Here is a 13,188-nt window from a genome sequence, read left to right as displayed (position 1 = left end):
TAACAATCTGATAACATTGATTAACAGACTGTTAACACCAGCGATATACTAGAGAGTAGAGCATTGGAAAGCAGAAAACCCAGACCGTTTCCGATCTGGGTTTTCTACCCTAAATACTACTCGCTTAGTTTACTTTAAGCAGCTTCACCGTCTGCGACTGCGTTGGCGTCGTAACGCGTAACAGCAGCGTACCGACGGGTTGCCGGCCGACCGCGAACGTGTGCGCTTCAACCGAGCCAGCCCGCTCAACCTGATACTGACCGACTGTCTGTCCCTGCATATCGGTTAACACCATCGTCAACGGCTGACCGCTTACGCCACGCACTTCAACAGATGCCTGGCCGTCGTGGATTGGGTTGCCGATCACGCGAACATCCATCGTCGATTCAACTACACCGACGCGGCCGTTAGCATTGCAAGCGGCCAGCCAGTTGTAGGCGTAGCTCACCTCGCTGCCGCTGCCCTGCATGGCCCGCAGATTGATCACCGGATTATCCGTGTATAGCTTGAGCGTGTAAGGGCCCGGTGCCGTCGTGGGCACACTCTCGTTGACTACCCGGAAGGTGATCGTTTCCCCCGTTACACCGGCGTAGCGGGGTGTGAAGCTGATCTGGCGCTCGCCCGCCGAGAGGGTCTGGCAGCTGTTCAGGCTCACCCCCGTGATGCTAAAGGGACCTGTTGGCGTAGTAGCCGCGGCTGGATTGACCGTCAGCGTGAACTGGGTGCTGCTGCTCAGGTTGCCCGGATCAGTCGCTGTCAGCGTCACATTGCTCACTCCACTCATCGAGGGTGTACCGCTGATAGTCGTGCCGCTCAGATTCAGACCCGCAGGCAGGCCACTGGCCGACAAGATCAGTTGGTTGGGTGTCTCGGCATCGGTGAACACGTTGGCAATTGAGAGCGTGTAACCACTACCAACTGTCGCGCTCTGCGGACCAACTGGGTTGGCCACCGTTGGAGCGGTGTTAGTCGGTGTGGGCGTGGTGTTGTTACAAGCGGCCAGCCAGTTGTAGGCGTAGCTCACCTCACTGCCGCTGCCCTGCATGGCCCGCAGGTTGATCACCGGGTTGTCGGTGTAGAGCTTCAGCGTGTAGGGACCAGCCATCGTGGTGGGTAGGCTCTCGTTGACCACTCGGAAGGTGATCGTCTCCCCTGTCACCCCGGCGTACTGGGGCGTGAAGCTGATCTGACGCTCACCCGTCGAGATGGTCTGGCAGCTGTTCAGGGTTACACCCGTGATGCTAAACGGACCCGTTGGCGTGGGCGTCGTGGTCGCAGCCGGATTGATCGTGAGGGTGAACTGGGTGCTGCTGCTCAGGTTGCCCGGATCGGTCGCTGTCAGCGTCACATTGCTCACTCCACTCATCGACGGCGTGCCGCTGATGCTTATGCCGTTCAGGCTCAGCCCCGCGGGCAGGCCACTGGCCGACAAGGTCAGCTGGTTGGGCGTCTCGGCATCGGTAAACACATTGGCCACTGACAGCGTGTAGCCACTACCAACTGTCGCGCTCTGCGGACCAACTGGGTTGGCCACCGTTGGAGCGGTGTTAGTCGGTGTGGGCGTGGTGTTGTTACAAGCGGCCAGCCAGTTGTAGGCGTAGCTCACCTCACTGCCGCTGCCCTGCATGGCCCGCAGGTTGATCACCGGGTTGTCGGTGTAGAGCTTCAGCGTATAGGGACCAGCCATCGTGGTGGGTAGGCTCTCGTTGACCACTCGGAAGGTGATCGTCTCCCCTGTCACCCCGGCGTACTGGGGCGTGAAGCTGATCTGACGCTCACCCGTCGAGATGGTCTGGCAGCTGTTCAGGGTTACACCCGTGATGCTAAACGGACCCGTTGGCGTGGGCGTCGTGGTCGCAGCCGGATTGATCGTGAGGGTGAACTGGGTGCTGCTGCTCAGGTTGCCCGGATCAGTCGCCGTCAGCGTGACGGTGTAGGGTGAGCCCATCGTCGTCGAGGGTGTACCCGAAATCGTCGTCCCGTTCAGGCTCAGACCCGATGGCAAGCCGCTAGCTGACAAGGTCAGCTGGTTGGGCGTCTCGGCATCGGTGAACACGTTGGCCACTGATAGCGTGTAGGCACTACCCACCGTGGCGCTCTGCGGACCGACTGGATTAGCTACCGTCGGAGCCGTGTTGGCCTGCGTCACTGTCACGCTGACAGTGGTAAAGCTGGTCTGGGCCGTTGGTGTGGTCGCGTCCGTCACCGTGACGGTGAACGTCTGTACACCAGCTGATAGACCCGATACCGTGGCCGTGTTGCCGCTGGCCGCGATGTTGCCCGGACCTGTGAAGGCGTAGCTGTAAGGACTCGTACCACCCATCGCCATGCCGGTCAGCGTCGTGCTGCCCGTGGTCAGGATCTGGGTCGGGTTAGCCGTAGCCGTTACCGTCAGGGCCGTTACCGGCGTCACCAGTTTGGTCAGATCGAAACGGGTTACAATCGGGTTGTGGTCCGACGTCGTATTGCCGTAGTTCGGGATGCTGAACGGTTGCAACACATAGGTCGAATTTGAGATAGCCGCTGGTGCCAGATCATTCGAGATAATCATGTGATCGATGAAGCTGGCCGACGAGTTGAAGGTCGAGCATCCGTTGTTTTCCAGCGGCAGTGTCAGCGCACTGTAATTCGAAGCATCATCGACAAACGGCTTGTACGACGACTGTTGACCCGACGCGATGGAGCCGTTCAACTTATCGTTATAGTCACCCAGAATAATCAGTTTCGCGTTTGGATACGCTGCGTCCAGATTGGCTTTCAGATCAGCGATATCCTGTTTCCGGCGATTGTAATCAGCTGTAGCACTTCCCGATTTCGCGTGGATCGCCACAACGTGAACGCGCTGCGTAACACCGTTGATAGTCGCATCACCAACGAACAGGAACGGTAGTCGGCCCGACGACCAGTTATTAGCGCTGGGGTAGTTGTAGTTACCATCCAGCAGGGGCTTCGTTTCGGCCAGTACGGGCGTTACCGTTGCTTTGTTGTAGATCACGCACACCTTCTGCGCAAACTTGGTCGGACCGAATACCGTTGGCGGATTGCCCGAAGGCGTCTGGGTACACTCATCCTGGAAATAGTAGGAGAAGCGGTTTGAGCAGGTATAGCTGTAACTACCGGGGAGAGACGCTACTGTTGCGGCAAACCGGTCGATGTCGCTGATTTCCTCCACCGCAACGATGTCAGCTTTCAGCTTGCCTAATACCGTAACGGAATTACTCTGCTGTAAATCTTCGTTCGTCGGCCCCATGTCGTTGTAGTTCAGGTTACCGTTGGGGCAGATGATCGTACCCGCATCAGCACCGAAGAACTCCATGTTCCAGGCGGCAATGTCGAGCGTCTGATCTGTACTGAGCGTGCTGTTGCTCATGCCAGCCGTACAGGTCAGATCCTGCGCGGGTGTCGAGCCGGGAATATCGGCCAAAATCCGGGGTTGCAGTTGCAGTCCGTTTGTTCCGGTTGTCGTAGCGCCCGACACAAATCGATCGGCAATACCGGTCACACTAACCGGGTTGGCGGGTTGACCAGCACCGGCCAGTGGTGAGTTGGCATTAATGCGCAACGTAGCCGACTGATTGTTGGCCGTGATCGTGTAATTCGTTCCGCCCGTGAACGTCGACGCAACCGGTGTGATACTGGCGTTCGACACACTAACCAGTTGCCCCTGATAAGCAGGGAGCTGGTCAAGCGTGATGGCGACCGGTGTCGGAATGCGTGTACCGGCTCCCGATACGACCGTAAAATTGGTTGCCGCTGCCGACGTAATTTCCGTGTAGCCGCTGAATACGCTAATCGGGCCCCGTGCCTGTACGGAGTCGCCGAGTTGAACCAGCGTACTCAGGTCCGTACCCGTCGAACCGCTGTAGACAACGATACCACCGGTATTGTCCTGAATGTAAATCTGGCGCGAGCCAAGCTGATTCGTCACCGTTACCCGACCCGCAATCGTCACCGTCTGGCCAACGCTGTTCCGGGCCGTAGCGATCGGGGTATAAGGAGTGTTCGAGGCAACCGTGCCACTAACGGCAACATTGCCCGATACCGACCCGCTCACGTTGGTGATGTTGCCTGATACCGGACCGGCCGACGCACCCGTCAGCCGAACTGTAATCGTAGCATTGACCGACCCGTTTGACTGCGCAACGGTAATACTGTTTTGGAACGTCGCCCCATCCTGGCTAACCTGATAACCCGCCGGAGCCGTTACCGTTACGTCGTTCGTCAGGTTGCTACCCGACAGCGCGTAGGTCTGCGTAGCCGAAGCCGTACCCTGCGTCGTTGAGAAACCCGACAACGTAGTTGGGTTTACCGACAGCGACGGGCTATTCGGTGCATTAACAGTGCCGCTTACCGACACAGCTGCCGTTACGGTTCCGTTTGCCGTATTGGTAATTGTTCCGCTAAACGCGCCAGTCGTTGCTCCGCTGCTGATGCGAGCATAAATCGTAGTTGAAACGGAACTGGTCGTTGCTGGAATTGATAGCGTCGAGGCAAACGTGCTGTTATCTGTGCTAAGTTCGATACCTGCCGTAGCCGACACTGAAACCGGATTACCGTCCAGATTACTACCCGACAGTGCATAGCTTTTCGAGGTCGACGCTACTCCCTGTGTAGCAGCATAACCCGTCAGCGACGTTGGGTTTGTCGAAAGCGAAGCCACTGGCGTTGTCGATCCGTTACATGGATTAGCCGCCGTAGCCGAATTACGTGGTACAGGAGCGGAGACAATCGCGAAATCAGCATTATTATTATTTGTATCCTGACAGCCGTTGCTTTTTCTTACGGACCCCTGCGTACTCACGAGTGCAGTACCGTTATTGGCAGACGTCCCACCCTCAGCATTGTTGGCAGTTCCGTACGAAACGAGGTCCACAATATTAGCATTGGGCAGAGCACAGGGAGTAGCAGTTGCTCCGCAAGCTAATCCTGTGGCGGTAGTGGTTAGCGCTATCTTGCCGCTTCCAGCAGCCATGTTTATGTTCGTACTTACTTGGTCAGGTGTGACTGGTAGTGCCGCACCTGCAGTTCCAGTGGTACCAAGCTGTACCAGATAATACTTACCAGCACCTATTGTCCCTGCAAGGCTAAGTATGTTCGACGAAGATGCACCGAACTGTCCTGTTGAACTACCGTACTGGAGCGCGTAGCCATTGAGGCTAACAGATGCATTTCCTTGGTTGAATAGCTCTATGTAGTCATTGGTGTATGTAGGTGACCCTGTGTTAACACCTCCACCACTGTAAACTTGACTGATGACGATCTGCGCCTGTGCCTGTTGCGCAAAGAGCAAAGCCAGTACCCACAGCCACAATCGGCCGAGTAACCGTATAGATTGTTTCATTAAAATTGGATTAGTTAGATTTTTCAGTAAAAATAAACGCCTTAGCCAAGTATCCATGTTTCCTAATTGTTAATAAGGCCAACTGGACCCCGTATGAGCATAAGTTGATACGTGTAGACAGCACATTGTTAGTAAGCGGCTTGCACTAGTCTACTCCACAACCCGATACGTTGCTTTGGCGCGGCTGCGCGAGAGGGCGTTGAAGTGCCACCATTCGTATTCGATCCGAGTAAAACCGGCCCGCAGCATGGCCGTGCGGAGAATCTGCCGATTGGCGAGTTGCTTCTGCGTAAGCTTTCCCACCTGTAGCAATTTGGTTTCGCGGGATGGGTACGCCAGTTCGCCGAAGTAATCGTAGGGCGTCCCCATGTCGAGCGGGGTGCCGTCTTTAGTCGCTACCGTCAGATCGACCGCGCAACCGTAGCTGTGAATAGACCCTTCCCGTGGGTCGGCGACGTATTGCCGGCGCTGCCGTTCGGGCATGTCGGGCAGGGCATTCCAGAGTTTCACCTGCGCGGCACGGGGTCGGGCCGCATCGTACACAAGCAGGCGCAGGTCGGGGTGCTTTTCCTGCAAATAACGGCTCGCAGCCGCCAGTTTCAGAGCCGCCATCGGTTGCAGGTACGCCCGCGTCAGGTCGCCGTACACGTCTTTATGCACGAAGTTGTCAGTCGTCGAATACTTCAGCTCGACCCGAATCGACGGATCCGCCTGTTGCACATCGACCAGCCCCTGCTTCACCATAGAGGTTTCGAGGGATTGACCAAAGAGCGAAAGAGCGAAAGAGTGAAAGAGCGATACCAAGACGGCAGTTTTTGTTCTGAAATGGGCTAGTTTCATCGGGAATCCAAAGGCAGAGTTGATTTGTGCCGGTCAGTGCGTAAACTTACAGCATTTGCCGTCTTGGGACGCTCTTTCAATCTTTCGCTCCGCTTCGGCGGTCCGATTTCACTCTTTATACCTCTTGGCTCTTAACTACATCTGGGTTCTGTTTTTTCTGATTGCGTTTCTGGTCGCGCTCGTCAAGCTGATTTTTCTGGGCGATACCGAGATTTTCCGCGTCATTGTCGAAGGGTTGTTTGATTCCTCGAAAGTAGCCGTGATGGATATTGCGCTGCCACTGGCGGGGGTGATGACCTTCTTTCTGGGCCTGCTTAACATCGGCGAAAAAGCCGGGGCGATCAACTTTATGGCGCGGATTATCGGGCCGTTTTTTCACAAGCTGTTCCCCGAAGTACCGCGCGACCACCCCGCCAACGGGCAGATGATTATGAATTTTTCGGCCAATATGCTCGGCCTCGACAATGCCGCGACGCCTTTCGGGTTGCGAGCCATGCAGAGCTTGCAGGAGCTGAACCCGCAGAAAGACACGGCTTCCAACGCCCAGATCATGTTTCTGGTACTGCACACGTCGGGCCTGACGATTATTCCGCTTACCATCATGGCGCAACGGGCCATTCTGGGCGCGAAAGACCCGTCCGACATTTTCATCCCGTGCCTGATTGCCACTTACGTTGCTACCGTCGTCAGTATGATTGCCGTGGCGATCAAACAGCGCATCAACCTCATCAACGGGGTGGTGCTCGGCTGGCTGGGCGGCATTACGGGCCTGATCGGGCTAGCGCTCTGGTACCTGTCGACCAAGACGAAGGAGGAAATCGAGGTGATCTCGAAAGTGACGGGCAACCTCGTCCTGATGACGATTATCGTGGCCTTTCTGCTGGGGGCGATGCGGAAGAAAGTCAATATTTTCGACGCGTTTGTCGAAGGCGCGAAAGGTGGTTTTGAAACGTCCGTGCGGATCATCCCCTACCTCGTCGGGATGCTGGTGGCCATCAGCGCGTTTCGTAATTCGGGCGCGATGGATTACGTTATCGACGGGCTGAAATACGCGTTTAGCCTGACGGGGATGAACACTGAATTTACCGACGCGCTACCCGTCGCGCTGATGCGCCCGTTGAGCGGTTCCGGCTCCCGCGCCCTCATGATCGACGCCATGAAGCAGTTTGGCCCCGACTCGTTCGTGGGGCGGCTAGCCTGTATGTTTCAGGGCGCGGCCGACACCACGTTCTACATCGTCGCGCTGTACTTCGGCTCGGTCGGTATTCGTAACTCACGCTACGCCATTCCCTTCGGCCTGTTTGCCGATCTGATGGGGGTTATCGCCGGTATCGCGCTGGGTTACCTCTTCTTCCACTAAATGATACCGGGCGGTGCCATGTCGCTCGCTTATCGGGCAATGGCGTTAGCGCACCCAGTTGCGGAGCGCGGGCACAGCCGAAACACGAACCGCCGGACTGCGTTGTGGAATCAAAAAAACGGTCAGCGTTTTCGACTGTCGGGCAGGTAGCGGGGTTTCAAAACCGAGTAACGTTGTGCCGGGGTTGGGGGCGTCGTAGGGCTGGGGTGGTCCGGTGGGCCAGGTGCGCAATGTCGTACCGGCGGGTGCCTGCACAATCAGCGTTTTGCCGTTTTTCGTCAATTCCGCGCGATTGTCGCCTAGCAGTTTTACCGTAGCCGGGGTTAGCATCGTCCAGCGCACCGTTGCGTTCGTATCGCCCGCGGTCAGTTCATCCTGCACCACAACGTATTGCTGCTTCGCGATGGCTACACCCCGGTTTGCGCTGGTCAGTACGTTGGCGTAAACACCGGTCATATCGGTTGTAGCACCCATAAACTGGGGCGTGCTGACGGTACCGATGATAGCCGCTTTTCCATCGACCTGCTGCAAAGCGTCATTGATCGTCAGCGTATTGTGCACGTAGTTGTTGTACCGAAAGATGCGCCACCGCTGCGAATCCTGCTTCATGTTCCACAGGTCGACACCCTTTGATTCCAGCGACTCGTACTCCTGCATTCCAAAATCCATCGCCCAGCGTACGCCATCAGCTTCCATCACAAACGACCCCACATCCATGTGGGCATGGCTGAGTCGCGGGCTCCCGCCTTTCAGCCCGATGAACAGGGCCATCGCATCAGTCCACGACGTACGAAACAGAGCCACCGGGTTTTTGCTGCTCCCCCACCAGCTTGTTTCGCGGGGCGGTTTGATAGTGGCTATCGGCGTCTGACTCCCCCACAGCAACGCGGCCGGGAGTAGCCGGGCGTTTTCCTGTTTCTGAATCAGGTCGGGCCGTTGCAGATACCGGCGTTCTTCCCACAACCGATCGGGCTGACGAGTGCGGGCGGCAAACCAGAACATGGCCGGTTGCAGTTCGCCCCACATCCGCGCGTCGGCGTAGTTGAACACCTCGCCGGTCGGACCGGTCATGTGTTCCATATACCCCGCCGTTTGCAGAAAACCGGGTTTCTCCGCCAGTCCGAAACTCCGGCCGAACGCTTTTTCCAGTGCGCTGATGAGCAACACGTTGAAGCCCGTACCGTAGCCCCAGTAGTTGTAGCCTTCGGGGTAAACGCCGTCGGGCGCGTATTCACCCATCGGCAATATCACCGTGCGGATAGCCCGGTTCAGCACCTGCCGGGCCAGTTGGGGTTGCGTTTCGAAAATGGCCAATGCGCCGTAGCTCATGCCCGCGTTACAAACCTGATTCCAGTTGTTGGCCGAGCCGAGCCAGCCATTGTTGCGCGGGTCGAGCGACGGGCCGATGCCTTTGGTTTGAATCGCTTCGCTAACCAGTTGCCGGGTGCTGTCGGGCAGGGTGTCGTAGAGCCAGTCGTAGCCGATAGCCACGGCCATCGTCATCTCGCCGACGTCCAGAAAGTGCGACGGATTCCAATCCCGAAATCGGGAGACAGCACGCAGTTCGGCCTCGGCCCGGTCGCGGTAGCGGGTGTTTCCGGTCAGCCGCCAGGCGTAGGATAGATAGAAAATTCGGCGCAGAGCCTCGCGTGAGGTTGCCAGCAGGCGTCGGCCAATCTGCACCCGTTCGAGGGGGGTGGTGGTCAGCATGGTGTCGCACTGCGCCAGTACCGATCGATGTAGCCGGGTCCAGGTCGTATCAGCGCGGATTTGGGTGCGCAGCGTCTGCTCTTCACCCCGCAACAGCAGAATCCGGGGATGAGCGGGTGGGCTGACAGAAGCTGTCAGGCTATCGACCTGCGCCGACGAAACGGCCGCCATGTTCAGCCAAAGCAGTCCGGCCAGTACTATGTCATGAAAACGAATCATCAACGCTACGTTCGGCGGTTATCGGCCCGGTCGGCCCATCTGAAAATTACGGTGCGCACTACTTCCCGGAGCGTTTGCCCCTACCCGGCTTATCGACGTACCGGGCCATCTCGCAACTTGCCAGCAGGAACGCGCCGACGCCAAAATTCGTGGTCGATGCCGCGTTGACCACCTGCCCCGGAATAGCTTTCTCGCCAATGGGCTGCACATAGCCCACCGCGCCGTCGGGTTGCAGGGCTACCGTCGAGAGGTAGTGCCACGCTTTCCGAACCGTGGGTTCGTAGGTCTTTTTGTCGAGGTAGCCGTTGTTGATCCCCCACAGCAGACCGTAGGTAAAGAACGCCGTACCGCTGGTTTCGGGACCGGGCGCGTGCGCGGAGTCGAGCAGGCTGCGCGTCCAGTACCCGTCCGGCTGCTGACTTTTCCGTACTGCTTCGGCCAGCCCTTTGAACTTCTGCACGTAATCGGCGCGGTGCGCGTCATCGTTGGGCAGGTCGGCCAGCACTTTCGCCAGCCCGGCCATAACCCAGCCATCGCCCCGCGCCCAGAAATCCTTGCCGCCGTTGGTGCTCTTGTGTTTGGGGTACACGTACTTGGCATCGCGGTAGTACAGCCCCGTTTCGGCGTCGTACATGATACTGTTGGCGTAGGTGAAGTAGTCGTGCAGCTTGTCGAGGTACTGCCTGTTGCCGGTTAGTTTGTACAGCTTGGTCATCACCGGCATCACCATGTACAGCCCGTCGGCCCACCACCAATAGTCAGTACGCGGGGTGCTCATTTCGTACTCCATCACGGCCCTGGCGCGGGCTATTTTGTGCGGTTCGGGCTGGACGTTGTACAGGTCGATATACGTCTGAAAGCAAATCTGCCAGTCGCCGAACAGGACGTACTCGTCGGTTTCGCCGTAGCTGTATTTCCAGTTTACCCGGTCGTCGGACTTCGCGCCTTTCCAGTCGTTGTGGCTGGCCCAGGCTTCGGAATACTGCCGGTACGCGTCGTTTTTGGTCAGGAAGTACGCTTCCATGTTGCCGGTATGGTAGGCGGCATTGTCCCAGAACGCCCGCCTGTGGTCCGGATGCGTCGATTGCCAATGGTCGTTTACGCGCTGAATCGTGGTCAGCACCCCGATTTTCGTGGGCAACGGCTGCGCCACAACGGTCAGTCCTGAGAGCAGGCAGCACAGCAACAAAGCATAGTTCATGGGAGACGCGGCTTACTTTTTCCAGACACCCGTGGTCCAGGCATCGGTCCACTCGACAACGGGCTGATTGTTGGTAAAGGAAATGGGCAGCCACAGATACCGGCTGTCTTTAAGGTCTTTAGGATTCCAGCGGTCGGCGATAAAAATAAACGCATCTTTCTTACCCTGCACCGGCTGAATATAGGTCGATTGCCCGTCGAAGGTTTTGTCGGCCATCGGCCCTTTCATGGGGTCGCCCACCAGTTTCCAGGGGCCAAACAACGACGTGGCCGTGTGTAGACTGGCCCGGTTGGGTGCCCAGCCCGTACAGCCGCTGGTGATGAGAAAATACTGGCCATCTTTCTTGAAAAGAGCCGGGGCTTCGCGGTGGTTGCTGAACAGCAGCGTGTCCTGCGTGGTGGCCGACAGGTAATCGTCAGTTAGTTTCACCAGCCGCAAATCGTAGTTGTCGCGGGCGGAGTAGACGTGATAAGCCGAGCCGTCGTCGTCGACGTAGAGCGTCATGTCGCGCGACATGTGGCCGTTGGGGCGGAAACTTTTCTGGTACGTGTAGGGGCCGGTTACTTTATCGCTGACGGCCACTCCGGCACGGGCGGCATTGTAGCCCTGCCCCGGTAGTTCGAGGTGAAACCACATCACGTATTTTTTGGTCTTCGGGTTGTAGATAACCTTCGGACGCTCCATCAGCCCATTGGCAGCAATTTCACTGCCCGGATCGGTCGACTTTGCCAGCGCCATGCCTTCCGGTTTCCAGTTGTACAGGTCTTTCGACGAGTAAACGTTTACCCCCTCCGATGCCGATTGGCCGCGCTTCTCGCCAAACCAGTAGTACGTGCCTTTGTCGTAGAGCAGCCCGCCCCCGTGGGCATTGATGACTTCGCCTTTGGTGTCGAGCCACACATCGCCCGGCTTGAATTCAGCCTGTTTTTTGGGAACGTCCTGCGCCTGTCCGGTCAGCGAACCAGCTAGACAGGCCGTGAAAAGAAACATGGAGAAACGCATACGTAATCGGTTTGAAAATTGGTGGTCAATAGTCACTGATTTTGCCCCTGCCGGGCCGACAAAAAGCCGCTGGCATCAGCGAATGGAGTAGAGTCCCGACGCGTGGGCGGGCAGCGTTACGGAGAAGGTATTTTCGGCTTTTTGCAACGGCTTACCAGTCCACATATTCGTGATGGTCGCCTTTTTGGCAATACCCAGATCAGCCAGATTCACCGATACAGCGACCGGCTCTTTACTCTCAGACAGGTTGAAAACGGCCAGATAACGCTCGCCCGTTTTGGGGTTGCGCGACGTCACGGCTACTTTCCCATCCTGCTGAAACAACTGACGCACATCGGTGCTTTCGCGGTGCATGTTCAGTACCGCTTTGTTGGTCAGGAGCGAAGCCGTAAACGGGTCGAGGCTGGGCAGATCACCGCCAAACATCAGCGGAGAACGGAAGATCGTGAAGAACGTCATCAGCGACACCTGCTCATCGTTGGTCAGGCGCGTCTGCCGGTCTTTGCCACGCTCACCCCGAATCGAGATGCGGCCCAGCGGAATCATATCGCAGTCGGGCCACGTGCCGGGCTTGATATACGGATACCACGGTTCGGCTACTTTCATCAGGTGAGTCAGGTGCGGCCACGTATCCCAGACGTCGTCGACCATGCGCCACATATTGGCGTGATTACTGACGTGTTCGGCCTTGCTGACCGGCGTTTCGCCCGGCGACGTACTCAGCAAGATAGGCCGTCCGGTGCGGTCGATAGCCTTGCGGATCAGTTCGATTTCGGCCTGATGGTAAGGGCGCGATAAATCATCGATCTTGATAAAATCGACACCCCACGACGCATACAGATCCATGATCGAGTTGTAGTATTCCTGCGCACTGGGTTTATCGGCCACAACGGTATAATTGTCCCGCAGCCATTCGCACTGCATGGCCGTGGTGTAGATCTGATCGGCGGTGACAGACGTGCCTTTGATGGGCAGCTTTCGGGCAACGGCTTCCTTCGGTACACCGCGCATGATATGGATACCGAATTTCAGTCCTTTACCATGAACATAATCGGCCAGCGGTTTGAACCCCTTCCCACCCGCTGCCGACGGAAACCGGTTGACGGCGGGCAGATAACGGCCATATTCGTCCAGCACGTAGCGCGGGTCGGTCTGGTTGTAGCCGCCTGCTTTGTCGTTCTCAACGAACCAGCGAATATCGACCACCACGTACTCCCAGCCGTAGGGTTTCAGCTTCGCGGCCATGTAATCGGCGTTGGCTTTTACTTCGGGCTCAGTGATCGTAGGGCCGTAGGCATCCCAGCTGTTCCAACCCATCGGGGGCGTTTTTGCCCACTGCCGAAAGTCCTGTTGCGCGTAAACGCCCCCCGTCGAGGCACTAAAAAGCAGCACGGTGAAAAACAGAATCGTCTTCATTTGATGCGTATGGACGTGTTGTGATTGCGTACCAGCCCGGCAACGCAGCGCCGGGAGAACGAGGCCGTCCATGACGTCACGAAATTATTGGACGAAACC

Annotated in this window: 7 protein-coding genes and 1 pseudogene; 1 reads left to right on the top strand and 7 read right to left on the bottom strand. The window is 57.3% G+C overall.

Annotation, left to right across the window (positions count from 1 at the left end):
- Nucleotides 1-124: 124 nt before the first annotated feature.
- From HH216_RS10840 to HH216_RS10835, 3 genes and pseudogenes are all read right to left on the bottom strand, one after another.
- Nucleotides 125-4,660, bottom strand: coding sequence for a putative Ig domain-containing protein (locus HH216_RS10840; protein ID WP_254448778.1), 4,536 nt, complete (start codon nucleotides 4,658-4,660; stop codon nucleotides 125-127).
- 333 nt (nucleotides 4,661-4,993) lie between these two features.
- Nucleotides 4,994-5,341: pseudogene (locus HH216_RS26865) on the bottom strand (lamin tail domain-containing protein); the annotation flags it as partial.
- A gap of 150 nt (nucleotides 5,342-5,491) precedes the next feature.
- Nucleotides 5,492-6,085: a M15 family metallopeptidase gene (locus tag HH216_RS10835; RefSeq protein WP_169550838.1), complete on the bottom strand. Its 594-nt coding sequence runs from the start codon at nucleotides 6,083-6,085 to the stop codon at nucleotides 5,492-5,494.
- Nucleotides 6,086-6,305: 220 nt separating this feature from the next.
- On the opposite strand from HH216_RS10835, the gene HH216_RS10830 reads away from it, so the two are divergent.
- On the top strand, nucleotides 6,306-7,541 hold the full coding sequence (locus tag HH216_RS10830) for a nucleoside recognition domain-containing protein (RefSeq protein WP_169550837.1): 1,236 nt from the start codon (nucleotides 6,306-6,308) through the stop codon (nucleotides 7,539-7,541).
- Between the two features lie 45 nt (nucleotides 7,542-7,586).
- Here the strand turns inward: HH216_RS10830 and HH216_RS10825 are convergent, their stop codons facing one another.
- From HH216_RS10825 to HH216_RS10810, 4 genes are all read right to left on the bottom strand, one after another.
- Nucleotides 7,587-9,470 (bottom strand): heparinase II/III domain-containing protein, encoded by a 1,884-nt coding sequence (locus HH216_RS10825; RefSeq protein WP_169550836.1) that lies wholly within the window; start codon nucleotides 9,468-9,470, stop codon nucleotides 7,587-7,589.
- A 58-nt stretch (nucleotides 9,471-9,528) separates the two neighbouring features.
- A complete protein-coding gene (locus HH216_RS10820; RefSeq protein WP_169550835.1) occupies nucleotides 9,529-10,671 on the bottom strand; it encodes a glycoside hydrolase family 88/105 protein in 1,143 nt (380 codons plus the stop codon).
- A gap of 12 nt (nucleotides 10,672-10,683) precedes the next feature.
- Nucleotides 10,684-11,673, bottom strand: a complete 990-nt coding sequence (locus HH216_RS10815; protein WP_169550834.1) for a glycoside hydrolase family 43 protein — start codon at nucleotides 11,671-11,673, stop codon at nucleotides 10,684-10,686.
- Between the two features lie 75 nt (nucleotides 11,674-11,748).
- Nucleotides 11,749-13,089, bottom strand: coding sequence for a glycoside hydrolase family 27 protein (locus HH216_RS10810; RefSeq protein WP_169550833.1), 1,341 nt, complete (start codon nucleotides 13,087-13,089; stop codon nucleotides 11,749-11,751).
- Nucleotides 13,090-13,188 lie beyond the last annotated feature (99 nt).

The organism is Spirosoma rhododendri (assembly GCF_012849055.1).
GTDB lineage: Bacteria > Bacteroidota > Bacteroidia > Cytophagales > Spirosomataceae > Spirosoma > Spirosoma rhododendri.
Note: the sequence above shows the minus strand (reverse complement) of the source record. Positions and strands in the feature narration are given on the sequence as shown.